Raw genomic sequence first — 23,932 nt, forward strand, 5'->3', positions numbered from 1 at the left:
CCGCGACGCTCGTCCCGGGCCGGGGACCGGCCCGCGCCAGCTGGGAGAGGAGTCCTCCATGGCCACTCCGCAGGCTGGCCGGGTGCTGCGCTCCCTCCGGTGGTTCACCCTGGGTTCCGGCCCGCTCAAGCGCGGCAGCGACCGGGTGGAGTTCCTCGCGCGGCTGCTGGTGCTCGCGGTCGTCCTGCTCTCCGTGCCGGTGGCGCTCGCCGTCGGCACCGCGGTCCGATCCGACCTCGCGTCCGCCGCCGCGCGTCAGGCCGGGGAGCTCACCCGCACGTCCGCGACCGCGCTGGTGGACGCGGACGGGTACGCGGCATCGACCCCGCCCGCCTCGCACGGCCACGGCAGCGTCGTCCCCGCCCGGTGGACCACCCCCGCCGGGGCGCAGGTCGAGGAGCAGCTCCCCGCGCCCACCGGCACCCGTGCCGGTGACGAGTTCCCGATCTGGACGACGGCCGAGGGCCTGCGCGCCGAGGAGCCGATGAGCTCGTCCGACGTCACGCTGGCCGCCGTCGTCCCCGTCGTCCTCGGGTGGAGCGCGGGACTCGCCGTCACCGCACTGGCGCACTCGGTGCTGTGCTGGGTGCTCGGCCGGCAGCGGGACCGCCAGTGGGCCCGGGAGTGGGCGGCGGTCGAGCCGACGTGGACCCGCCGGGTGTCCTGAGGCGCCGCCTCCCGGGGGCTGCCCGGAGGCTCACGGAGGCGACGGCGCCTCGGGGCCCGGCTCGGAGTGGTGCTCGCCCAGGACGAGGACGTCGGACCCCGCAGCGAACGCCGTGAGCACCTCCGCCACGGGGCCGGCCACCAGCTCCGCGAGCGTCCGCCCGTGCACGCCGGTCTCCTCCACGGCCCGGCGGACGCGCTCGAGCAGCCGTGCCTCCTCGGCGGCGCGGGCCACCTCCGGACCGCCGGACCAGACGGTGACCGCGAGCACCCGGCCGTTCCGCCGTTCGGCCTCGCGCAGCGCCCAGAGCAGCGCGCCGTGGCTCTCCGCGGACGGCCCCACGCCGACGACCAGCCAGGGCGGTCGCGGGTCCGCCGGTGGGGACACCGGTGTCAGGGCACCCGGGAAGGAGTCCATCCCCGGTGGGTTCAGGCCCGACGGCGGAACAGCCGTCGCAGCAGTCCCCGCGTGCGACCCGCCGGTCGGACGGTGCCCGAGGCCCCCTCCTCCTCCGGTGCGGGAGGCCGCGGCCGCGGCACGGCCGACGCCGGCTCCCCGTGGGTCAGCCGCTCGTGGGCGAGATGGTGCTGGACCACGTCGGGCGAGGCCCGGTGACCCCGCGCGGCCACGTCGTGCCGCGCCTCCCACTCGGCCATCCGCTTCTCCGCCTCGGTCATACGCAGGGGGTCGCGGGCCGCGGACGGCCGCGGGCGGTGTGGGTGCTCGGATCCGTTGACGGTGCTCACCAGGCCTCCTCGCGCCGGTCCGTGGGCACCCAGGGTCACCCGTCGCACCGCCCACCGCGCAGGGCCCGAGGTCCTGGAGCGGGAGGACGCCCTCCCCCTGCCGGCGCCGCCCGGGTGCCCCTGCCGGACCAGGTGTGGGTCGGGCAGTGTGGCGGCGCCACACGAGAACGGCGCCACACGAGAACTCGGAGGGAGCCCGCCATGGCACTGCGCCGATGGCACGACCTGGGACCCCGGCAGCGCGCCGCACTCCTGGCGCTGGGAGCGGTGCAGCTCGCGCTGGTCGTCGCTGCCTGGGCCGACCTGGCCGGCCGCGCCCCGGCGGAGGTCACCGGCCGCAAGGGCGTGTGGGCGGCGGTCATCGCCGTCAACTGGGTGGGCCCGCTGGCCTGGTTCCGCTGGGGCCGTCGGCGCTGAGCTCTCCCGGTCGGGAGGGCCCCGCCGGTACCTCCGGCGTCCCGGGCGGGCCCTTCGGCCCTCACCCGGGGCCGCTCGCACGCCCAGAGTCGTCCCCATGGGAGGCACCGTCGCCGTGGGCCGGATCGCCGGCGTCGCCGTCAAGGCCCACTGGAGCGTCCTGGTCATCGCCGGCCTGCTGGCCTGGTCGATGTCCACCCGCGCCTTCCCGGACGCCGCGCCCGGCTCCTCGCCGCTGGCCTACTGGATCGCCGGCACGGCTGCTGCCGCGGTGTTCCTGCTGGGGCTGCTCGCGCACGAGCTCTCCCACGCGATCGTGGCCCGCCGGCACGGCGTGGCCGTGGACGACATCACCCTGTGGCTCTTCGGCGGGGTGGCCCGGTTGCGCGGCGAGGCGCCGGACCCGCGCGCGGAGCTGCGCATCGCCGGCGTCGGTCCGCTGGTCAGCCTGCTGCTGGGCGTGGGCTTCGGCGTGCTGGCGATCGGGCTGGCGGCCATCGGCGTCGCCGGGCTGCCCCTCGTCACGCTGAGTTGGCTCGCCGGCATCAACGTGCTCCTCGCCGTCTTCAACGTGCTCCCCGGCGCGCCGCTGGACGGCGGCCGGCTGCTCCGGGCCGCGCTGTGGCGCTGGCGCGGCGACCGGCTGTGGGCCACCGTCGCCGCCTCCCGCGCCGGGCGGGCGCTGGGCCTGGTGCTGATCGGGCTCGGGCTCTGGGAGTTCCTCGCGTACCGCGCGGCGGCAGGGGTGTGGCTGGCCCTCATCGGCTGGTTCATCCTCGGCGCCGCCGGTGCCGAGCAGCAGCAGGCGCAGCTGACCTCGGAGCTCGCTGGTGTGCGGGTGCGCGACGTGATGACGCCACAGCCGGACACCGCGCCGCTGGCGCTCGGTGTGGCCGCGTTCATCGACGGCTGGCTGCTCCAGCGCCGGCACTCGACGTTCCCGCTCCTCGACAGCAGCGGGCGGCCGGCCGGGCTGGTGACCGCCGCGCGGGTGAAGGCGGTCCCGCCCGCCCGACGCGCGACGACCGCGCTGTCGGAGGTCGCCCTGCCGATGGCCGACGTCCCCGTCGCGACCCCGGACGAGCCGCTGGCCGACCTCCTCCCCCGGCTGAGCAGGCGGACCGACGGTCGCACGCTGGTGGTGGACGACGGCCACCTGGTCGGCATCGTCTCGCCGGTGGACATCACGTGGGCCGTCGAGCGCGCGGCGGTGCGGGGCCGCCCGTCGGTCGCCACCCCCGGTCCGCGGGACCCGTGACGCACCCCCAGGGGCCGGAAGTCCCTGCGCGGCCCCGGACCCCGCAGGGTGGACTCTCGGCATGACCTCCCCCGTCGTCACCCTCTCCGGCCCCGAGCGGCGCGCGCCCCGCCCACCGGGTCCGGGTCGCCGGGCGGTGCAGCGGCACCCGGTCGACCTGGTGCGGGTGGTGCTGGGGCTGGCCGTCCTGGGGCTGGGCCTGCTGGTCGCCCAGCGCGGGGAGCTGCCGGTCCTCGAGCGGGACGTGTTCCGGCTGGTCAACGACCTGCCCGCGCTGGTCTTCCCGATCGTGTGGGTGGTCATGCAGCTGGGCAACGTGGTCACGGTGCCCGTGCTGGCCGGCCTCGCGGCGGTCACCCGGCGCTTCCGCCTGGCCCGCGACCTGCTGGTCTCCGGCGTCCTGGCCTACCTCGCCGCCGACCTGGTGAAGAGCCTGGTGCAGCGGGAGCGCCCGGGCGGCCTGGCCGGACAGGTCAACTTCCCCGAGGGGCCGGTCACCGGGCTGGGCTTCGTCTCGGGCCACTCCGCGGTGGCCGCGGCGCTGGCCACCGCCGCCGTGCCGTACCTGTCCCGGCGGGGACGGCGGTGGGCGTGGGCGCTGGCCTGGACCGTGGCGCTGGCCCGCGTCTACGTCGGCGCGCACCTGCCCCTCGACGTCGTCTGCGGCCTCGGGCTGGGCTGGGCGATCGGCTCGCTGGTCCACGTGGTGTTCGGCGTGCCCCGCCGGGAGGTGTCCGCGGGCCCGGTCGGGCGGCTGCTGGAGCGCTACGGCCTGCCGGTGACCGAGCTGCGCCCGGCGGCGGTGCGGGCGCGCAGCTCGCACCCCTTCGAGGCCCTCGACGAGCGCGGCCGCCGGCTGTACGTCAAGTTCCTCGAACCCGACCGCGCCGAGCGCGACTGGCTCTACCGGCTGTGGCGGCTGCTGGCCGTGCGCGACGTCAAGGACGCCGACGCCGTCGCCCCCCTCGGCCAGCAGGCCGAGCACGAGGCGGTCGCGGCGATGACCGCCCGGGAGCGCGGCGTCCGCGTGCCACCCGTGCTGCTCGCCCGCGGCACCGACCGCGGCGCCGTGGTCGTCCAGGAGTACGTGTGCGGCCGCGGCCTGGACGACCTGCCGCGCGAGCAGTGCACCCCCGCCCTGCTGGGCCGGGTCTGGCGCGAGGTGGCGCTCCTGCGGGCCGCCCGCGTGGCCCACCACGACCTGGTCACCGCCAGCGTCCTGGTCGACGCCGGCGGAAGGCCCTGGATCGTCGACTTCGGCAACGCCCTCACCGGCGCCGACGACGACGCGCTGGCCGACGACGTCGCCGAGCTCATGGCCTCCCTCTCGCTCCGGATCGACCCGGCGCTCGTGGCCGACACCGCCATCGACGTCCTCGGGGCCGACGCCGTGGCCGCCGCCCTGCCCGGCCTGGCACCGCTGAGCCTGTCGTCGGCCACCCGTGCACAGGTCCGGGAGGACCGCTCGCGGCTGGAGTCCCTGCGGACCGCCGTCCGCCGCCGACTGGACCTGCCCGACCCGGAACGCCCGGAGTTCGGGCCTCCGGGAGTCGGGGCGCGGGTCGCCGTCGCCACCGGAGCGGGCCTCGTCCTCGTCGGGGTGCCGCTGCTGGCGGGAACGACGCCGCTCCTGGAGTCGGTCGAGCACGGCGGCTGGCGGTGGCTGGGCGCGGCCCTGACACTGGCCGTCCTGGCCCGGGCCGCGCACGCGGCCGCGGCCCTGCTGACCGTGGACCGGCGGCTGGCCCTGGGCCGCACCTACGGTGCCGGCATGGTCGCCGACTGGGCGTCGCTGCTGCACGGCCACGAGGGATGGCGGCGGTCGGCGGCCCGCTTCCTCGAGCGCGCGGGGGTGCTGCCGGCGGCGGCCCGGGCAGCCATCGACCGGTTCGTCACCGGTGCCATCGTCGCCGCCGTCCTCGTCGCCGCGGGCACGCTGGCGCTGGCGGTGGTCGAGGGCGGGCTGGGCAACTGGCGGGCGCCGCAGGCCCTCGTCCCCGCCGTCGCGCTGGGCCTGTGCGCCTGGGGACTGGTCCTGGTCGGCCAGTGGATGGCCCGCCGCCACGACCCGGCCGGGGCCGGGCGGCGGGACCTGACGCACACGCTGCGGGAGGGCCTCACCCTGATGCGCGCCGGCACGGGCGCCCCGTGGCGGCGCGGCGAACAGCTGGCCTGGGCGGTCGTCGGCGTCGGTCTCGAAGGCGCGGCACTCGCCGCCGCCCTGCACGCGGTGGGTGGCTCGGTACCGCTGCTGGCCACCGCCACCGTGTACGCCGGGCTGCACATGCTCTGGTCGGTGCTGCCCGTGACCGGTGCACCGGGTGCCGCGGAGGTGGCGCTCGTGCTGGCGCTGACCGCGCTGGGCGCACCGCTGGCCAGCGCCTGCGCCGCTGCCCTGGCCTTCCGGCTGCTCACCTTCTGGGTGCCCGCCGTGCTCGGCGTGCTGCTGTCGGCTCGCTACGAGCACCGTTTCGGCGCGTGATCACGACCGCGCCACGCCCTCCGCGCAGCGCCGCCCGGCGGCTGCTACGCGGGCCGGCCGCCCGGACCGCCCTGGCCCTCGCCGTGGTCGTCGCGGTCTTCGCGGGGGTGCTGCCCCGGATCGCCGACTACTCCGCGGCCTGGGACCTCGTCCGCGGCATGACCGTTGCCGAGACGGGAACCGTGGCCGCCGTCGCCCTGGTCAACCTCTTCTCCTACGCGCCGCTGTGGATGGCGGCGATGCCCGGGCTGACCGTGTACCGCGCGGTGATGTCGGACTCGGCGTCCACCGCGGTGTCCAACACCGTGCCCGTGGGCTTCGCCTTCGGTGTCGGGACGAACGTGGCGATGTACCACTCCTTCGGCTTCACGGCCGGTGAGATCACCCGCGCGGTGGCCCTGACCGGCGTCTGGAACAACCTCGTGAAGCTCGCGATGCCGGCCGTGGCGCTGGCCGGGGTCGCCCTGGTCGGCGACGTCGACACCGGGCTCGGGGTCGCCGCGGTGCTGGGCAGTGCGACGCTGGTGCTGGCCGTCACGGGCCTCGTGCTGGTGGTGACCCACGGCCGGGCCGCCGCCGCGGTGGCCTCGGCGGGCGAGCGGATGGCCGGCCGCGCCGCCCGGGCCGTGCGTCGGCGGCCGCCGTCGGGGTGGGTCGCGGCCGCCGAGCGGTTCCGGAGCGCGTCCCGCGACCTGGTCCGCGCCCGCTGGCCGCACCTGACGGCCGCGGCCGTGGCCAGCCACGGCGCCCTGTTCCTGGTCCTGCTGACCTGCCTGCGCGCGGTCGACGGGCAGGGCGCGGACGTGCCCTGGGTCGTCGTCCTGGCGGTCTTCTCCATCACCCGCCTGGTGACCATCGTGCCCGTCACGCCCGGGGCACTCGGCGTCGCCGAGCTGAGCTACGTCGCCGGGCTGACCGCCGTGGGGGTGGATGCCTCGGCAGCGACCGGCGCCGTGCTGCTGTTCCGCTTCCTCACCTGGTTCCTCCCCATCCCGCTGGGCGCGGCGATGTGGCTGCTGTGGTCCCGCGGCGCCGGCCGCGCGTCCCGTGCCGACCCGGGCCGAGCCACCTGGTGACCGCGATGGCCCACCGCCGCCGCGCCGGTGACGCCTGGACCCTCCTCGCCGCGGCCGCCGCGACCGCGCTCTGCTCGTGGGCCGTCTCCTCCGGGGAGGTGGGCCCGTGGGAACGGGCGGTGTTCGCCGGCGTCAACCGCTGGCCCGATGCACTGGGAGGACTGCTGTGGGCCTTCCAGCTGGTCGGCGTGCTGGGGATGCCGCTGCTCGTGGCGGTCCCCGCGCTCCTGCTGCGACGGTGGCGGCTGGTCCTCGCCCTGGTACTGCTCGTGCCGCTCAAGCTGCTGGTGCACGGCGAGTTCATCAAGGGCCTGGTGCAGCGGGAACGCCCGGGCAGCACGATCCCCGGCGCGATCCTGCGGGACGTGCCGTCGGCCGGTGTCGCCTATCCGTCCGGACACGCGGTCATCGCCGCGGGCGTCGTGGTGCTCCTGGCCCCGTACGTGCGTCGCCGCTGGCTGGTCGTGCTGGTCGCACTCGCGCTCCTGAACTCGGTGGCCCGCGTGTACCTGGGCGGGCACGCGCCCCTGGACGTGGTCGGCGGCGCGACGACCGGCATCGCCATCGGCGCCGCGCTCAACCTCGTCGTGGGCGTCCCGGCGTCCCGGCGTGCCGTTGGTCCCAGCGCCGCGAGCCGTGTGCCACTGCCCGGGTCACCGACGGTGACGCTGGACTGACGGTCATGGACCGGTCGGGGACCAGGCGGTGGTGGGCGGTCGCCGCCGCGGTCGTGATCGCGCTGGCGGTCGCCGTGGGCGTCGTCCTCGCCGGTGGCGGGGGCGACGACGGCAGTCCCTCGGCCACCGGCACGAGGCCCGCCGGACCCTCGACGACCGCGGTCCCGGACACGACGACGGCTCCGGACACGACGACGGCTCCGGACACGACTGGGCCCGGGGCGACGACGCCCCTGCCGACCACGGGCCCGTCTCCGACGACGGCCGGGCAGGTCGGTCTGCCCCCGGAACTGCTGGGCCAGGACCTGACCGTCCTGCCGACCTCCCGCCGGGTGGTCGCCCTGACCTTCGACGCCGGGGCGGACTCCGCTGCCCTGCCCCGCATCCTGGCAACCCTGGCCGACGAACGGGTGCGGGCGACGTTCTTCCTCACCGGCCAGTGGGCGGCGGCCGACCCCGGAGGCGTGGCCTCGATCCGCGCCGGCGGGCACCGCGTCGGCAACCACTCGATGACCCACCCCGAGTTCACCAGCCTGTCCGACGCCGCGATCGCCGAGCAGCTCCGCAGCGCCGAGCAGGTGATCTCGGCCCGCGGCGCCGATCCCCGGCCGCTGTTCCGGTTCCCGTTCGGAGCGCGCGACGCCCGCACCATCGCTGCGGTCAACGACGCCGGTCACGTCGCGGTCCGCTGGACGGTGGACACGCTCGGCTGGCAGGGCACCAGCAGCGGACGCAGCGCCGAGGAGGTGGCCGACCGCGCGCTGGCCGGGCTGCGGCCCGGGGAGATCGTGCTCATGCACATCGGCAGCAACCCCGACGACGGCTCCACCCTCGACGCCGACGCGCTGCCGGCGGTGATCGACCGCACGCGGGCGGCGGGGTACGACTTCGTCACCCTCGACGCACTGTTCGGGTGAGCCGGTGAGCTGCGAGACGACGAGGACGGCCACGCCGTCCCTCCCGCGTGGGCTGACCTCCGCCGAGGCCACCGCCCGGCGGCTCCCCGGCGGCAACCGGCTGCCCGTGGAGTCCGCGCCCCACCCCGTGCGGCTGCTCGTGGCGCAGCTGGTCCACTTCTTCGCCCTCCTGCTCTGGGGCGCGGCCGTCCTGGCCTTCGTCGGGGGCATGCCGCAGCTGGCGGTGGCCATCGCCGTGGTCGTCGTCCTCAACGGCGCCTTCGCGTTCATCCAGGAGTACCGCGCCGACCGGGCCGCCGAGGCCCTCCGCGGCTTGGTGCCGCACCGGGTCACGGTGGTGCGCGACGGGCTGCGCCAGGAGATCGACGCGGTCGACCTGGTCCCCGGTGACGTGGCCGCCCTGCAGGCCGGCGACCGCATCGCCGCCGACCTGCGGGTCACCGAGGCGCACGCGCTGCGCGTCGACGAGGCGTCGCTGACCGGGGAGAGCGAGCCCGTCGGCAAGGACTCCGGCGACGCCGCCCACGCCGGGTGCTTCGTCGTCGAGGGAGAGGCCTGGGCGAGCGTCGAGGCCGTCGGGGCCGACACCCGCCTCGCCTCCATCGCGACGATGACCCGGTCCACCGCCCGGGCGCGGACGCCGCTCGCCCGCGAGCTGGCCCGGGTCGTCCGCATCGTGACGGTGATCGCCGTCGGCCTCGGCGTCGTCTGCTTCGGCGCGGGCCTGCTCATCGGCCTGCCGCTGAGCGACGGCTTCCTGTTCGCCGTCGGTGTCACCGTCGCGCTGGTCCCCGAGGGCCTGCTCCCGACCGTCACCCTCTCCCTCGCGCGCGGCGCCCAGCTGCTGGCCGGCCGGCAGGCCCTGGTGCGGCGGCTGGAGTCGGTGGAGACCCTCGGGTCGACGACGTTCATCTGCACGGACAAGACCGGCACCCTGACCCAGAACCGCATGGCCGTCGTGGAGGTGTGGACGCCGCGGGGAGGTGTCGCCGTCCGCGGCGAGGGCTACGAGCCGGTCGCCGAGCTCATCGGGCAGCCGGCCGCCGTGGTCGCGGCCCGGGAGCTGGCGCGGACGGCGGTGCTGTGCTCGACCGGGCGGATCCGGCAGGCCGACGGGGACTGGACCGCGATCGGCGACCCCATGGAGGCCGCCCTCGACGCGCTGGCCCGTCGAGCCGGCGCCACCGGGCTGGACGCCGCCGACGGGCCGGGCACCCGCCGCTTCCCGTTCGACCCGCGGCGCCGCCGCATGTCGGTGCTGGTGGACGGCGTCCTGCACGTCAAGGGGGCGCCCGACTCGGTCCTGGCCCGCTGCACGGACGTCCCTGCGGCGGCGCACGAGACGGCCGCCGCCCTCGCCGGCCGCGGGCTGCGCGTCCTCGCCGTGGCGCGGCGTGCGGTCCCCGCACCGGCCGGCACCGTCGCCGGCGCCGACGACGCCGAGCGGGACCTGACCCTGCTCGGCGTCGTCGGGCTCGAGGACCCGCCACGGGACGGCGTCGACGCGGCACTGGCCGACTGCCGCCGCGCGGGGATCCGCGTCGCCATGGTCACCGGCGACTCCGGCGCCACGGCCAGGGCCATCGCGCGCGAGATCGGCCTGACCGGGGACGACGCCCTGGTGGTGGAGGGACGCGACCTGCCGCAGGACCCCGGGGAGCTGGGCGCGCTGCTCGACCGGGACGGGGTCGTGGTGTGCCGCGTGGCCCCGGAGGAGAAGCTGCGCATCGCCCAGGCCCTGCGCGACCGCGGCCACGTGGTGGCCATGACCGGCGACGGTGTCAACGACGGGCCGGCCCTCCGCGCGGCCGACATCGGCGTGGCCATGGGGATGAGCGGCACCGACGTCGCCCGCCAGGCCGCGGACCTGGTCCTGCTCGACGACCACTTCGCCACGATCGTCACGGCCGTGCGGCAGGGCCGGACGACGTTCGCCAACATCCGCCGGTTCCTCACCTACCACCTGACCGACAACGTGGCCGAGCTGACGCCGTTCGTCGTCTTCAGCGTCACCGGCGGCGGGATCCCCCTCGCCCTGAGCGTCCTGCAGGTGCTCGCGCTCGACATCGTCACCGACCTCCTGCCCGCGCTGGCGCTGGGCGCCGAGCCCTCGTCGTCCCGGGTCCTCGACGGCCCGCCGCCGCGCCGCCGGCTGATCGACCGGAGCATCCTGCGGCGGGTCTTCGGGCTCCTCGGTCCCGTGGAGGCGACGGTCTCGATGGGCGCCTTCCTCGCCGTGCTGCTGGGCGCGGGGTGGTCCTACGGCCGGCCGGTGTCCGCGGCGCTGCTCGCCACGGCGTCGGGGGCGGCCTTCACCGCTGTCGTGCTGGGCCAGTTCGCCAACGCCTTCGCCTGCCGGAGCACCAGCAGGCCGCCGTGGCAGCTGCGCGGGCGGCCCAACCGCCTGCTGGTCTGGGCGGTCGGCATCGAACTGCTGGTGCTCGTCGCGGTGCTCGTCGTCCCGCCGGTGGCCGACCTCCTCGGCCACCGGCCGCCCTCACTGGTGGGTCTGGTGCTCGCGGTCTGCGCGGTCCCCGCCGTGCTCGGCGTGGACGCCCTCGACAAGGAGCTGCGGCGCCGGCGCCGGGCCCGCGGGTCGGCGACGTCCGGCACGTCCTGACGGGCCCTCCGTCCCTCCCCCTGGTCCCGCGGAGCCAGCAGCGTGGACCCATGGCAGCGGACACGCGGGTCCTCGTCGGGTACGCCACCTCGGCCGGCTCCACCCGGGGCATCGCCGAGCGGATCGCCGCGGGCCTCGCCGAGGTCGCCGACGTCACCGTCGGCCCGCTGGGGCCGGACGTGGACCCGGCCCGGTTCGACGCGTTCGTCATCGGTAGCGCGGTGCACGACATGGCCTGGCTGCCGGCGGCCGCGGAGTTCCTCCGAAGCGGGCGCGCCGTCCTCGGGGACCGGCCGTTCTGGTGCTTCAGCGTGGCCGGCGTCGCCCCCCGCGGGCCGGTCAGCCGTGCCGTCGTGGGCATGGAGGTCCAGCGGATCGGCAGCACGTTCCCCTCGGGCCTGACCCCCCGGGACCACCGGGTCTTCGCCGGCGTCGTCGCCCTCCAGGGGATGCCGCTGTGGGGCAAGCTCTTCTGGCTGGCCGTCGGCGGCCGTCCCGGCGACCACCGGGACTGGTCGGCCGTCGACCGATGGGCCGGCGAGGTCGCGGCGGCGCTCCGCGACCTGCACCCCGGCCGGGACCGGACGCCGGCCGGGCCCGTGGAACCGCCCGCTGTCTGACCAGGACGGCGATCGGCGCCGCGGGGGTCGCGCCGTCGACCCGGTCGCCCGCGGGGACGAGCGGCCCACCGGCCCGGGACCTCGGCCACTCCCCCGCTCCCCCGACGCCGGCGGAGGCTCGGCACCAGCCCGCCCCTGCTCGAACCGGCCCCGAGGAGCGACCGTGCTCACCGCCCACCTGGACCGCACCACCGCCCGGACCGTCGTCGCGCTGGCCAACCGTGCTCCCTCGGTGCACAACTCGCAGCCGTGGCGGTGGCGGATCGCCCCGACCTCGATCCACCTGTTCGCCGACCCGACCCGCGCCCTGCCCGCCACCGATCCCGACGGTCGCGACCTGCGCATCAGCTGCGGCGCTGCGCTGCACCACCTGCGGGTGGCGCTGCTCGCCTCGGGGCTGTCCACGCGGGTGCACCGCATGCCCGACCCGGCGCACCCGGGGCACCTGGCAGCCGTGGAGACCGCTCCTGCCCAGCCGACCGCCGACGACCTGGCCCTGGCCCGGGCGATCGAGAGCCGCCGGAGCGACCGCCGGGTGTTCTCCACCTGGCCCGTGCCGGCGCAGTTCCTGGCCGACCTCGTCCGAGCCGCCGACGCGGAGGGCGCCGCCCTGCACGTCCTCGACCGCGAGACCGAGCGGTGGAGCGTCAGGCGGCTGGTGGAGCGCGCGGCGGTGGAGCAGGCCCTGACACCCGGGCTGGACGGGGAGACGGCCGGGTGGACCGGTCGCAGCCGCTTCTCGCGGGAGGGCGTCCCTGCGCAGAACGTCCCCGAAGTGCCCGGCGGGACCGTCCCGGTGCGGCACTTCGCCGGTGGGGAGCAGCGGCAGAACGAGCTCGGCGCGGAGGAGTCCGACGGGACCGTCCTGGCGGTGCTCGCGACGTCCACCGACGAGCCGGTCGACCAGCTGCGCGCCGGGGAGGCGCTCAGCGCCGTCCTGCTCACCGCCACGCGGTACGGGCTGGCCACCGACCCGATCAGCCAGCCGCTGGAGGTGCCCGCGACCCGCGCGGAGCTGCGCCGGGTCTGTCAGGACGGCGAGGGGGAACCGCAGCTGCTGCTGCGCCTGGGCTGGGCACCGATGAGCGCCGTCCCCGTGCCCCTGACCGGCCGACGGCCCGTCGACGACACGATCGACCCGCTCGACGCCCCGTGGGCCTGACCGCGCGCACCGCGGTGGACGCGGCTGTCCGGATCGTCGGCCCAGGACACCGACCGGAGGAGGACGGCATGGGCGAGGTGACGACATGGACGGTCTCGATCGAGCTCGACGAGCACGACGGCCACACCCGTGCGGTGGCGCGGCTGCACACGCGGGACACCGACCGGCTGAGGGGCGTCGGCCTGGCCCGGCTGGACCCGGCCGACGCCGACGTGCCGGAGATCGGTGAGGAGATCGCCGCCGCCCGGGCGCTCTCCGACCTCAGCCGACGGCTGCTCCAGACCGCGAGCGAGGACGTGGAGCAGTCCACGGGCACGCCGGCCCACCTGACCATGTGACGGCCGGTGTCGTCGACCCGGACGCGGCCGGGTCGGCGACGCCGGACGGCCGCGCGGCCAGCTCCCCCACGCGCGGTGCTGCGCCGCCCGCGCGCCGGCTCTCGCCCGGAGGACGACGGTCAGCGATCCGGGACGGCCGGGTCGGGCGACCCGGGCTGCGGCCCCCTGCCGGGGTGCGGTTGGACCGAGGCGACCAGGTCGGCCGCCACCAGCCGCAGCTTCCGGCCCTTGCGCTGCGACTTCGTCACCAGGCGCTCGAAGGCCTCGTCGGGGGTGCACCCGTGCCGCTCCATCAGGACGCCCTTGGCCTGTTCGATCACCGCCCGGGACTCCAGGGCGGTGCGCAGCTGGGCGACGAGGTCGGTGGCACCGGCGTACTGGGCGGCGTTGTCCACCGTGACCGACGCGTGGTGCGCGAAGCGCGTGACCAGCTCCGCGGCCGCGCCGTCCAGCCGCCCCCCGGCGCAGTAGACGTTGAGCGAGCCGACCAGCCGGTGCTCGAGCGGCAGCCCGACCGACAACACGCTCGTCACGCCGAGGCGACGGGCCAGCACCGCGAAGTCGCGGTGCACGGCCTCGTCCGACGTGTCCTCGATGAGGACCGGCGCACCGGTGAGCGCGGCCTCCATGCACGGCCCGAACCCGGTCGCGTACTGGCGCTCGTCGAGGGCCGCGGCCAGCGGGCCGGTGACCCCCACGCTGCGCGCCTCCCCCCGCTCGATCAGGGTCACCGACGCCGCTGCGGCCCCGGGGACGGCCTCCCGCGCCAGCTGGGCGATCCGGGTCAACGCGGCCGACAGGGGCTGGGCAGCCAGCGAGATCCGGCTCAGCTCGTCGAGGGGCAGGCCCGGCCCGCCGGAGACGCCGCGGGTCTCCCCTGCAGCCATGGCGCCCTCCGTGGCCCCGGGCGACGGGTGGAGGTCCCCACCGCCGCCGCTCGCCGGACAGCGGTCGCCGCCCACCGCACAGCGTGACCGGGGTGCGGACCGCCCCCCAGGGACGTTGTGCCCAGGTCCGGAGGCGTTGGACCCGCCCGACCTCCCCGGCCGGGCAGGGAGGCCGACGGCCGCACCCCGCGACGACCTTCGGCCCTGTCGGGCTCCTGGCACCGGACGGTCCGATGACGCGGCCACGTCCCGCGGGCACTGACCGCGCCCGCCACCGTCTCTCCCGGGAGGTCCTCGTGAGCGTTCCGAGCACCGGTCAGCAGGCCGCCGGGCGGATCGTCGTCGGGGTCGACGGGTCCGCCTCGTCCGAGGATGCGCTGCGCTGGGCCGTGGAGCAGGCCCGGCTGACCGGCCAGCAGGTGCACGCCGTCTGTTCCTGGGAGCTCCCCATGTCCTACGACGGGCCGCTCACGGGGGACCTCGACCTGTCCGGGGACGCCGCCGCGCTGCTGGAGAAGACCGTCGGGAACGCCCTGGACGCGGCCGATGCCGCGGGGGTCGTCCGGCAGGTGCAGCAGGGACATCCGGCGAGGGTGCTGATCGACGCCGGCCGCGACGCCGACCTGCTGGTCGTGGGCTCCCGGGGGCACGGGCGCCTCCCCGGCCTCCTGCTCGGCTCGGTGAGCCAGCACGTGACGGCCCGGGCCTCCTGTCCGGTGGTCGTCGTCCGCCGGCACCGGGCCGCGACCGGGCTGGTCGTCGTCGGCGTGGACGGGTCGCCGGAGTCCGAGCAGGCGCTGCGGTGGGCGGCCGGGCAGGCCCGTACCACCGGCGCCCGCCTGCGCGCGGTCATCGCGTGGGACGTCCCGCTCGCCTACGGCATCACGGCGCGCAGCGAGCCGGACTGGCCCGCGCACAGCGCACACACGCTGGCCACGAGCGTCGCCGGAGCACTCGGTGGAGAGGGCGCCATCCGGGTCGAGCAGGACGTCGTCGAGGGCGACCCGGCGGCCGCACTCCTGGCCGCCGCGGAGAGCGCCGACCTGCTGGTGGTCGGCCGGCGGGGCCGTGGTGGCTTCGCCGGCATGCGCGTGGGCTCGGTGAGCCGGCACGTGGTGACGCACGCCCCCTGCCCCGTCGTCGTCCACCCCGGCGCGCCGGAGTCCCGGCCCGCGCGGGAGCCGTGACCCGTCCTCGGTGGTCCTGAGGCGGCCGCGTCAGCGGGAGCCCGGCGGAGAGCGGTCCACCAACGGCCCTCACGGCGGCGACGAACGGCTCTCCACCAGGCGCGGGCGTGCTCGGGACCATGAGGCCGATCCGGTGGCCCCGGCACGGAGGAGGTCTCGATGACCGGCGTCGGCGCGGCGAGGACGTCGTCCCGCCCGGTGCGGGGGGTCCCCGTGCGGGCACTGCTCGTGGCCGCCTGCCTGCTGGCCGCCTGCGGCCAGGACAGCGGGACCGGGACCGCGGAGGACGCCGGTGACGCCTCGCTCCCTGCCGCGACCGAGCCGTCGCCCACCCCCCGGGACACACCGACGGCGACGGCGGCCGACGTCGAGGACGTCCTCGTCCGCGCACTGACCCGGGAGCACGAGGCGAAGGCGACCTACGACAACGTGGTCGCGGCCCTGGGTGACGTCGCCCCCTTCAGCGCGGTGGCCCCCGCCCAGGCCCAGCACATCGCCGAGCTGGAGCAGGTGGCGCGATCGAGGGGGGTCGACGTCACCGGGATCGCCGTCGTCGGGGCGCCCGCACCGTCGACCCTCCCGGAGGCCTGCCGGACGGGCGTGGCGACCGAGCAGGCCGTCATCGCCCTGTACGACGAACTGCTCCCCCAGGTGGCTGCCCAGCCGGACGTCGAGTACGTCCTCAGCAACCTCCGGTCGGCCTCCCTGGACAACCACCTGCCGGCGTTCGAACGCTGCGCCTGAGCCGGGGACGTGAGGACGTCGAGCGGCGTCACCGGACCACCGCGGCGCGCAGCGCTCAGCGGACCCCGGTCCACAGGACGCGCTCCCGGGCGTACGGGTCCTCCATCACCGACGGGGAGGTGTCCAGGCGCATCACGGCCCGGCGGTCGAGGTCGTAGCGCGGCCAGCCCGGGTCGCCCGTCGTCGCGAAGGCCACCCACGCGCCGTGCACCAGGTCGGCGAGCTGCTGGGGCGGGTCCTCCCCCAGCGCCCCGCCCAGCATCTGCCGGCGGCCCAGGTCGAGCGTGTCGAAGACGAACGGGATCTCCAGGCCGTGGCAGGCACCCAGGCGCCCGCCGAAGGCCGGGGAGGGCCAGGCGAACTCGTAGGCGAAGGTCCCCGCCCGGGCGGGGGCGTGCGCATCGGCCAGCCGGAGCGCCGGCACGCGGACCCACCAGTCGGTCAGCACCGCGGCGAGCAGGTCACCGGGGCTCGCGTCGGGGTGGGCGGCCCGGTAGGCGGGCAGTGCGGTCTGCGCGGACAACCCGAACGCGGCGAGGCTCTGCGCGCCGTGCACCTCCACCGGCCCGGTCAGCGTCTCCTCGGTGACCCGGTCGATGGCGCCGCTGAGGACGGGGAACAGCCGCCAGTCGTCGGAGTTCGTGCCCACCATCACGTCGACCTCCGCGCCGGCCCCCGCGGCGATCTGCTCGATCGGCACGCCCGGGACGACGTCGCCGTCGACGACCGGGTGGAACGGCATGGTGCTGGCCACGACCTCGGCGCCCCAGCGCGCCGGGTCGGGGGCCGCCGCCACCTCGGCGTCCACCTGTGCCTGCGCCTCCAGCAGGCGCTCGACCGGCACCGCCGCGAGCGCCTCCCGCGTGGGCGGGACGCCGAGGAGCCCGGCCAGCCGCGCACCGATCCGCGCCGCCTCGGCGGCCGGGACGACGTGGTGGGCCGCGCCGCTCTGCAGCACGGCCCTGCGGAAGAGGCCCTGGGCGCGCGGCATCGACAGCAGCACGCCGATGGACATCGCCCCGGCGGACTCACCGAACAGGGTCACCCGGTCCGGGTCCCCACCGAACGCGCTGATGTTCTCCCGGACCCACGTGAGGGCGGCGAGGTGGTCGAGCAGCCCGAGGTTCGCACCGTCGTCCCCCTCGCCCAGGTAGAGGAAGCCGTCCGCGCCGGTGCGCCAGCTGAGGGTCACGCACACCACGCCGTCGCGGGCGAAGCGGCTGCCGTCGTAGCTGCTGCCCGAGGAGTAGTGGAACGCGCCGCCGGGGCTCCAGACCACGACCGGCAGCCCGGCCGCGCCGGGGTCGGGGGTCCACACGTCGAGGTTCAGGCAGTCCTCCCCCGGCACGGCGGGGTCGTAGATCATCCCGGTGGGGTCCTCCCCGGGGAACTGCGGCTGCGGCGGCTCCGGCCCGATGACCGTGGCGTCGCGGACCCCGCTCCACGGCTCGACCGGCCGCGGCGGCCGCAACCGGTTCGCGCCGACGGGGGGTGCCGCGTACGAGATGCCCAGGAAGGCGCACACACCGCCGGTGGTGGTGCCGCGCACCTGCCCCTGCCGGGTCCGGACGATCGTGTCCATGGCCGTCCTCCTCGAACGCCGGTGGCGAGCCGGGCTCTGCCGTCCACCCGGGCCCTCAGGTCACCAGCCGCCGCGGGTCGCGCCCAGAGGCGCCGTCCCTCCCGGGGCCGGGCCTTCCGCCACCTGGGGACGCCGGAGGCCCCGGACGACCAGCAGCAGGGCGGCGGGCACGAGGGCCGCCGCCGCGCTCCCCGCGAACTCGGCGGCGGTGAGCGGCTCGGTGCCGAGCAACGTCGAGAGGCCGGGCAGGTAGACAGCACCGACCAGGAGCAGGGCGCTCCCCCCGACGGTCACGGGGAGCCACCAGGCAGTGCGCCACGACCGCCACGCACCCCTCGGCCGCAGGGTCAGCGCGAGGGCGAGCTGGGCGAGGGCCAGCGTCACGAACAACTGCGTCTGCCAGGGGCCGTCCCCGGCGCGGGCGACCACGGCCACCGCGAAGCTCACCCCGGCGACCGCGGTCGACAGCCCCACCACCTGGAGCACCAGCCCCCGGTCGAACACGCCCGACGTGGGCGGTCGCGGTGCGCGGCCGAGCACGTCGGGTGCCGGCGGCTCACCTCCCATCGCCACCCCGACCGGCCCGTGGGTCAGCAGGTTGACCCAGAGCACCTGGGCCGGGAGCAGCGGCAGCGCCAGCCCGGCGAAGGGGCCGAGGAGCATGACCAGCACCTCGGCGACGCCGCCGGCGACCCCGAAGCCGACGAACCGGCGGACGTTGTCGAACACGCGTCGCCCCTCGGCGACCGCCGCGGTCACCGTGGCGAGGCTGTCGTCGGCGAGCACCAGGTCGGCAGCCTCCTTGGCCACCTCCGTCCCCCGCTGCCCCATCGCCACCCCGATGTCCGCGGCCCGCAGCGCCGGGGCGTCGTTCACCCCGTCGCCGGTCATCGCGACCACGTGCCCCTCGCCCTGCCAGCCGGTGACCAGCCGCAGCTTCCCCTCCGGCTCCACGCGGGCGAGCACGGAGTCCTCCACCGGGTGCCGGTCGTCGACGAGCCCCACCGCCCGCGCCACCGCAGCGGCGGTCCCCGCGTGGTCCCCGGTGACCAGCACCGGCCGGATCCCCGCCCGGTGGCACGACGCGATCGCGGCCGCCGCCTCGGGCCGGACGGGGTCGTCCATCCCGACCAGGCCCAGCGGGACGCCGTCCCTGGTGACCGCGAGCAGGCGGGTGCCGTCGGCCGCCCACCGTGCGGCCACCTCGTGCGCCGCGGCCTCCCCGGGGAGCCCCGGCAGCACCGCCTCCGGCGCGCCCTTGGTGACCACCGTGGCGCGGCCGCCGGGGTCCCGGTGGGTCGTCGTCATCCGGCGCGTGACGGCGTCGAAGGGCTCCTCGGTGAGGCGCGGGTGTGCCGACCGCACCGCCGGCACGTCGATCCCGGCGCCCACGGCCGCCCGCACCAGCGCCGTCTCGGTGTCCGCGGTCCCCGCAGACCCCGCGGCGCCCGCGCCGGTCGGGTCGGCGTCGTTGCACAGCACGGCCGCCTCGAGCAGGCCGCGGACCGACGGGGGCAGCGCGGCGCCGTCCAGCCGCCGCTCCCCGTCGGCCGGCGTCCACACCCGGTCGGCGACCATGGCCCCCGCCGTCAGCGTCCCGGTCTTGTCGGTGGCCAGCAGGGTCACCGACCCGAGGGTCTCCACCGCCGGCAGGGACCGGACGACGGCGCCGCGCCGGCTCATCCGCGCGGCGCCGCCCGCCAGCGCGAGCGCGACCACCGCCGGCAGCGACTCGGGCGTGGCGGCCACCGCGAGCGCCACCGCGGCCACGACCGTGGTCTCCCACGGCTGCCCGCGCAGCAGGCCCGACACCACGAACAGGACGCAGGCGACCCCCACCGCGAGGGCGATCTGCCGGCCCAGCCGGGCCAGCCGCCGCTGCAGCGGGGTGAGCGGCTCCGCGGCCCCCTGCACCAGGGACGCCACGCGGCCGACCGCGCTGGCCGCCCCGGTCGCCGTCACGACGGCCTCGCCGGTCCCCCGGACGACGGTGGTGCCCGCGTGCACCATGCCCGCCCGGTCGCCCAGGGACGTCCCCGGTCGCGCCACCACCTGCGCCGACCGGTCCACCGGCAGCGACTCCCCCGTCAGCAGTGACTCGTCCACCTGCAGGCGGGTGCTGCGCAGCAGCCGGGCGTCGGCACCGACGACGTCGCCGGCGGCCAGCCGCAGGACGTCGCCGCGCACCAGCTCCCGGGTCGGCACCCACCGGTCCCGCCCGCCGCGCAGCACCCGGGCACTGGGCGCCACGAGCTGCCCCAGTGCGGCCACCGCCCGCAGGGCCCGCCGCTCCTGCACCACGCCCAGCGTCGTGTTGGCCACCACGACCAGCAGGATCACCGCGAGGTCGACCAGGTCCCCGGCCACCGCGGTGAGCACCGCGGCGCCCAGGAGGACCAGGATCAGGGTGTCGGTGAGCTGGGTGAGCACCGAGCGGGCCAGGGACACCGGGCGGTGCGTCTGCACCTCGTTGGGCCCCTCGGCGGCCAGCCGGGCCGCCGCGGTGGCGTCGTCCAGCCCGGTGGCCGGGTCCACCGCCGCCGCGGCGGCGACCTCCCCGGGGGGGAGGGCCCACGGCGTGGACCCGTCCGGCACGACGGTCCCCTCCGGCCGGGCGGCGGGCGCCGGCACACCGAGCAGCCGGACGAGCCCCCACCCGGTCACGACGGCCACCGTCCCGGCCATAGCGACGCCGCCGGCGATCCCGATCAGGGCCACGGCGACGAGGCCCTGTCCCGGGTGCCAGAGCGGGGTGGTCACCGCCGTGAACACCGCGAGGCCCGCCAGCCAGCCGGCGGCGACCCAGCCGACCCAGCGCCCGGCCCGGGGCACGCACCGCCGCAGCACCGACCACTGGGCGACCCCGAGCGAGCCCAGGAGCGCGGCTCCGCCCACCGCGCCGCCCACGAGCTGCAGAGGCAGCGGCCAGGCGGCCACCGCGCCTCCCAGCGCGGCCGGTGTCAGCCCCACCGCCCAGGCCACGGACGCCGCCACCGCGGTCCGCAGGGTCCAGTCGCGACGGCGGAAGCCCGGCAGCGCCCGCCCGAGCACGCCGGCCTGGGCCCACCCGAGGACGGCGCCCTCCCCGGCGCCGGCCAGCAGCAGGAGCAGGGAGGACCGGGGGTCGCCGGGGTCGCCGGCGCCGCTGAGGACGACGAGCACCGGGACCAGGAAGCCGAGGGTCTCCCCCAGCGTCGTGGCCAGGACCCACCGGCGCCACAGGGTCCACCGGTCCTCCGGCACCCGGACGGAGGCGCGCGAGCCCGCTCCGGAGGTCGTCGTTCCCGTGCTCACCTGCGAAGCCTGGGGGACACCCGCGTGTCGGGCTCAGGGCGGAAGGTCCTCCGCGCACGGGACCCGCGACCCGCGGCGCGGCCCATCCCCGGGCAGGAGGCTGCAACCACGCCGTCCGGAGGAGGAACCCGTGATGCCCCGTCCGCTCCCCTCGCCGCCGTCAGGAGCACGGGCATGACGGCGACCCCGGTGCAGACCGGCCGTGCTGGACGCCGCCCGCGGCGGAGCCGGCCGTGACCTCCGGGCCGGTCCTCCCCGTCGTGGCGGGGGTCGACGGTTCGCGCACCTCCGTGGCCGCGGCCCGGCTCGCCGCTCGGGAGGCCCGGGACAGGGACGCGCCGGTCGAGCTCCTGTTCGCCTACCCCTGGACGACGCGGGACCGCATCCCGGCACCCGAGGGTTTCGACGCCCTGACCGCGCTGCGCGCCGCCGCCGACCTCGCCCTGGCGACCACCGCCGACGTCCTCCGTCGCGAGCACCGCGGCGTGCCGGTCCGCACCAGGCTCACGGAGGGTCCCGTCGTCGACGTCCTCCTCACCGCCGGGGAGGCGGCCCAGCTGCTGTGTCTCGGGTCGCGGAGCACCGGCTCGCTCGGGGACCTGCTCCTGGGGTCCACGGCCGCCGACGTCGTGCGGGCCGCCCCGTGCCCGGTCGTCGTCGTGCCGGACCGGCCGACGACGACGGTGTCCGAGCGCACCGGTGTCGTCGTCGGCGTGGAGGGCGGCCCGGGCGAGGACGAGGTGCTGGGGTTCGCCGTGCGGGAGGCCGCCCTGCGGGACACCGGCCTCGTGGCGGTGCACACCTGGCAGCACACCGTGCCCGGGGTCGGGCACGTCGTGGCCGAGCCGTTCGTCGACGAGCGCATCGCGCAGCGCCGGGAGGAGGCCCTCCTCGACGACGCCCTGGAGCGCGCGGGAGCCGGCGACCGGCCGGTGCGGCGCATCGTCGAGCGCGGCCCGGCGGCTCCCGTGCTGGTCGCCGCCGGCCTCGGCGCCGACCTCCTCGTCGTCGGACACCGGCACCGGCGCGGCGGTGCCGTGGGGAACCTGCGGTCGGTGACCAACGCGGTCCTGCACGCCGCCGCCTGCCCGGTGGCGGTCGTCCCGCTCCACCAGCGGGACGTCGCAGGGGCCGGGCGCGCCGGGGCCACCGGGGCGTCGCGGTGAGCGCCGGTCCCGCGGGGCCGGACCCGCTGCTGGAGGCGGCGCTCAACCTGTCCCGGTTCCACAACCAGCACGAGCGCTTCTACGCCTCCTCGCCGCTGGAGACCGCGCTGCGGCTGCAGCGGCACGCCCGGGCCCTGCAGGCACTGGCCGACCGGTGGGCCACCGCCGAGCCGTCCCCTCGTCCGGCACCCAGTCCCTACGCAGGCGCCGAGGACCTCAACAGCGAGGCCGCCACCGCCCTCGACGGCGTGCTCTTCCTCGAGGGTGGGGGCCGCCCGGCCGAGCTCACCGCGATGGTCGGCGAGCTGCGCACCGCCGCTGACGGCTTCTCCAGCGGCGGCGAGTGGCTGGCCGGCGCGATGCAGGCGTCGTGGGACGTGGCCGCGGCGCTGCTGGAGATCGACGCCCTCGCCGACGTGATGGGCGAGCGGCACCGGATCATCACCAACGACTGGCTGGCCGCCCACCTGCAGTCGCGGGTCGGGACACTGCTGGCCCGCGCCGCCGACATGCTCCAGCGCGTCGACCTCACCCCGGCCGCACTGCGCGCCGACCTCGCCGGGGCCCGCGTCGCGTCCCGGCGGCTGTACGCCACCGCCGAGGTGCTCTCCCACGCCGCGGACCTGTGCTGCCAGTCCGCGCAGCTGGTGCACGACAACGAACGCCGCTGGCGGGTCACCCGCGGCCGGATCGAGCAGGTCGTGCACGAGAGGACCGCCCACACCGCAGCGGCGACGCCCGCCGGCGAGGACGCCACCGGCGGGTGAGCAGCCGGTTCGGCGGGTCGTCCCGCCGTCCGCGGGCGGGCGCCCCGCGCGCGGACCCGACGAGGACGGGCGGACCCAGCAGCCCGGTCACCTGCCCGGAGGGACGTCGAGGTCGAGGCCGCGGAGGGTCATCTCGCCGTAGCGGAACTCCCCGTCGGGCAGGTGCCAGACGGCGGCCCCACCGGTCGGGTGCGGTCGCCCGTCGACGACGTCCCAGCCGGCCACGGGTGTGGTCCACGGTGCCCGCACCGGCCCGCCGGGGAGGTCGGCCCAGCGGTCGGTGGTGCGGAAGTCCCGCGGCCGACCCCGATCGTCGACGAGCACCTCCGCGCTCACCGTGTGCCCGGCGTCGGTGACCGACACCCGGAAACCGTCCTCGGCGACGGCGTCCCAGCTGGTGCGGGGGTGCAGCAGCATGCCGGGTGCCAGCAGCACGGCGTCGTTGAGCCAGGTGGTCAGCTCGCTGACGTCGAACTCCGGCCCGGAGCCGTCGGCGACGGTCACCAGACCCAGCGCCTTGCCCAGCATCCGCCCGGTGCCGCCGCGGTAGGTGTCCCAGCCCCACATCGGCAGCACCCGGGCGACGGTCAGCCGCATCCGGAACAGCCGGGCCACCTCCAGGGCGGAGTTGTACTGCCAGGCGTCCAGCGGCAGCCACGGCTGGTCCGGCCCGCGGCGGAAGCGGCCGGTGAAGTGCGCCCGCAGCGACCAGGTGCGCGGCCGGCCGACCACGCCCATCGCCTGCAGGTACCGGGCCGCGACCGGTGGCAGCGCCGCGAGGTCGGCGTGGCTCACCGGGTTCGTCGACGCGGACCGGTCCGGCAGCCCGGCGGCGGCCACACCCCGGAGGAAGGCGCGCGGCGGACGCGCCCCGGTGCCGGGCCGCTCAGCCGTGGTCGTGGACACCGAGGACCTCCGTCGTCGCGCTCGTCGCCGCCGCGGGGACGGCGGTCCGCGGACGCGCCGGCGACCGGACACCGGCAATCCGGAGGCCGACGACCCCGACGACCGCGACCGGCGCGGCGGGCACGGCCGCCAGACCCGACGACCAGCGCAGCGCTCTGCCCACCAGGCCTCCCTCGACGTCTCAGCGGCGGCCGGCCGGGTCGGGCCGCCGGCCCGTCCGTGCAGTGTCGCGGCCCGACGGACCCCCGGTCGACCGGAGCAGCCTCCGGGACCGGCGGAGGGCCGGCCGACCCGGGACCACCGTCATCCGTGGTGATTGCCGACGGTCGGCAACATCGCCCGGGGTGAGTTGACCGGTGACGGCCCTGTCCCCGCCGCCGGCGTGCGGCGATGGTGGTCTCGGGTCCGCGGAGGGCGTG

At 77.3% G+C, this 23,932-nt stretch carries 22 protein-coding genes; 15 read left to right on the forward strand and 7 right to left on the reverse strand.

The features are described 5' to 3' along the window. The first annotated feature begins 58 nt into the window (after positions 1–58). Complete coding sequence (locus ACI79C_RS09590) at positions 59–667, forward strand: Rv1733c family protein (RefSeq protein ID WP_456945414.1); 609 nt, start codon at positions 59–61, stop codon at positions 665–667. Between the two features lie 30 nt (positions 668–697). On the opposite strand, the gene ACI79C_RS09595 is transcribed toward ACI79C_RS09590, so the two are convergent. Beyond that, a complete protein-coding gene (locus tag ACI79C_RS09595) occupies positions 698–1,054 on the reverse strand; it encodes a universal stress protein (RefSeq protein ID WP_456945415.1) in 357 nt (118 codons plus the stop codon). Between the two features lie 41 nt (positions 1,055–1,095). Further along, entirely contained in the window at positions 1,096–1,344 is a 249-nt protein-coding gene (locus ACI79C_RS09600) for a hypothetical protein (RefSeq protein ID WP_456945416.1), read from the reverse strand. Between the two features lie 270 nt (positions 1,345–1,614). On the opposite strand from ACI79C_RS09600, the gene ACI79C_RS09605 reads away from it, so the two are divergent. From ACI79C_RS09605 to ACI79C_RS09650, 10 genes are all read left to right on the forward strand, one after another. Next, the gene (locus ACI79C_RS09605) at positions 1,615–1,830 is read left to right on the forward strand and encodes a PLDc N-terminal domain-containing protein (RefSeq protein ID WP_456945417.1); all 216 of its coding nucleotides are present in this window, start codon (positions 1,615–1,617) and stop codon (positions 1,828–1,830) included. Positions 1,831–1,927: 97 nt separating this feature from the next. Next, positions 1,928–3,088, forward strand: a complete 1,161-nt coding sequence (locus tag ACI79C_RS09610; RefSeq protein WP_456945418.1) for a site-2 protease family protein — start codon at positions 1,928–1,930, stop codon at positions 3,086–3,088. 61 nt (positions 3,089–3,149) lie between these two features. Beyond that, positions 3,150–5,570 (forward strand): phosphatase PAP2 family protein, encoded by a 2,421-nt coding sequence (locus ACI79C_RS09615; protein WP_456945419.1) that lies wholly within the window; start codon positions 3,150–3,152, stop codon positions 5,568–5,570. Further along, positions 5,567–6,646 carry a lysylphosphatidylglycerol synthase transmembrane domain-containing protein gene (locus ACI79C_RS09620; RefSeq protein WP_456945420.1) on the forward strand — a complete coding sequence of 360 codons (1,080 nt, stop codon included), beginning with the start codon at positions 5,567–5,569 and terminating at the stop codon, positions 6,644–6,646. The genes ACI79C_RS09615 and ACI79C_RS09620 overlap by 4 nt, the downstream gene beginning before the upstream one ends. 5 nt (positions 6,647–6,651) lie before the next feature. Then, positions 6,652–7,323: a phosphatase PAP2 family protein gene (locus tag ACI79C_RS09625; protein ID WP_456945459.1), complete on the forward strand. Its 672-nt coding sequence runs from the start codon at positions 6,652–6,654 to the stop codon at positions 7,321–7,323. Positions 7,324–7,328: 5 nt separating this feature from the next. Further along, a complete protein-coding gene (locus tag ACI79C_RS09630; RefSeq protein ID WP_456945421.1) occupies positions 7,329–8,240 on the forward strand; it encodes a polysaccharide deacetylase family protein in 912 nt (303 codons plus the stop codon). Positions 8,241–8,244: 4 nt separating this feature from the next. Continuing rightward, on the forward strand, positions 8,245–10,860 hold the full coding sequence (locus tag ACI79C_RS09635; protein ID WP_456945422.1) for a cation-translocating P-type ATPase: 2,616 nt from the start codon (positions 8,245–8,247) through the stop codon (positions 10,858–10,860). 50 nt (positions 10,861–10,910) lie between these two features. Next, positions 10,911–11,480 carry a flavodoxin domain-containing protein gene (locus ACI79C_RS09640; protein WP_456945423.1) on the forward strand — a complete coding sequence of 190 codons (570 nt, stop codon included), beginning with the start codon at positions 10,911–10,913 and terminating at the stop codon, positions 11,478–11,480. Positions 11,481–11,643: 163 nt separating this feature from the next. Next, positions 11,644–12,642 carry an Acg family FMN-binding oxidoreductase gene (locus ACI79C_RS09645; protein WP_456945424.1) on the forward strand — a complete coding sequence of 333 codons (999 nt, stop codon included), beginning with the start codon at positions 11,644–11,646 and terminating at the stop codon, positions 12,640–12,642. 68 nt (positions 12,643–12,710) lie between these two features. After that, positions 12,711–12,980, forward strand: a complete 270-nt coding sequence (locus ACI79C_RS09650; RefSeq protein ID WP_456945425.1) for a DUF1876 domain-containing protein — start codon at positions 12,711–12,713, stop codon at positions 12,978–12,980. A gap of 119 nt (positions 12,981–13,099) precedes the next feature. Here the strand turns inward: ACI79C_RS09650 and ACI79C_RS09655 are convergent, their stop codons facing one another. Beyond that, entirely contained in the window at positions 13,100–13,867 is a 768-nt protein-coding gene (locus tag ACI79C_RS09655) for a GAF and ANTAR domain-containing protein (protein WP_456945426.1), read from the reverse strand. Positions 13,868–14,163: 296 nt separating this feature from the next. Between ACI79C_RS09655 and ACI79C_RS09660 the strand changes: the two genes are divergently transcribed. Beyond that, on the forward strand, positions 14,164–15,054 hold the full coding sequence (locus ACI79C_RS09660) for a universal stress protein (protein WP_456945427.1): 891 nt from the start codon (positions 14,164–14,166) through the stop codon (positions 15,052–15,054). Positions 15,055–15,213: 159 nt separating this feature from the next. Continuing rightward, the gene (locus ACI79C_RS09665; protein WP_456945428.1) at positions 15,214–15,798 is read left to right on the forward strand and encodes a hypothetical protein; all 585 of its coding nucleotides are present in this window, start codon (positions 15,214–15,216) and stop codon (positions 15,796–15,798) included. 55 nt (positions 15,799–15,853) lie between these two features. Here the strand turns inward: ACI79C_RS09665 and ACI79C_RS09670 are convergent, their stop codons facing one another. Both ACI79C_RS09670 and ACI79C_RS09675 read right to left on the reverse strand, forming a co-directional pair. Then, positions 15,854–17,380 carry a carboxylesterase/lipase family protein gene (locus ACI79C_RS09670; RefSeq protein ID WP_456945429.1) on the reverse strand — a complete coding sequence of 509 codons (1,527 nt, stop codon included), beginning with the start codon at positions 17,378–17,380 and terminating at the stop codon, positions 15,854–15,856. Between the two features lie 60 nt (positions 17,381–17,440). After that, a complete protein-coding gene (locus tag ACI79C_RS09675) occupies positions 17,441–20,674 on the reverse strand; it encodes a cation-translocating P-type ATPase (RefSeq protein ID WP_456945430.1) in 3,234 nt (1,077 codons plus the stop codon). Between the two features lie 233 nt (positions 20,675–20,907). Between ACI79C_RS09675 and ACI79C_RS09680 the strand changes: the two genes are divergently transcribed. Together ACI79C_RS09680 and ACI79C_RS09685 are read left to right on the forward strand one after the other, a co-directional pair. Then, positions 20,908–21,840: a universal stress protein gene (locus ACI79C_RS09680; protein ID WP_456945431.1), complete on the forward strand. Its 933-nt coding sequence runs from the start codon at positions 20,908–20,910 to the stop codon at positions 21,838–21,840. Beyond that, a complete protein-coding gene (locus ACI79C_RS09685; protein ID WP_456945432.1) occupies positions 21,837–22,607 on the forward strand; it encodes a hypothetical protein in 771 nt (256 codons plus the stop codon). The genes ACI79C_RS09680 and ACI79C_RS09685 overlap by 4 nt, the downstream gene beginning before the upstream one ends. Before the next feature lie 87 nt (positions 22,608–22,694). Here ACI79C_RS09685 and ACI79C_RS09690 read toward each other — a convergent pair whose 3' ends face one another. Together ACI79C_RS09690 and ACI79C_RS09695 are read right to left on the reverse strand one after the other, a co-directional pair. Next, on the reverse strand, positions 22,695–23,513 hold the full coding sequence (locus tag ACI79C_RS09690) for a DUF6544 family protein (protein WP_456945433.1): 819 nt from the start codon (positions 23,511–23,513) through the stop codon (positions 22,695–22,697). Continuing rightward, the gene (locus tag ACI79C_RS09695; protein WP_456945434.1) at positions 23,494–23,676 is read right to left on the reverse strand and encodes a hypothetical protein; all 183 of its coding nucleotides are present in this window, start codon (positions 23,674–23,676) and stop codon (positions 23,494–23,496) included. Before ACI79C_RS09695 ends, ACI79C_RS09690 begins: the two co-directional genes overlap by 20 nt. Positions 23,677–23,932: the final 256 nt, after the last annotated feature.

Source organism: Geodermatophilus sp. SYSU D00697, assembly GCF_054050175.1.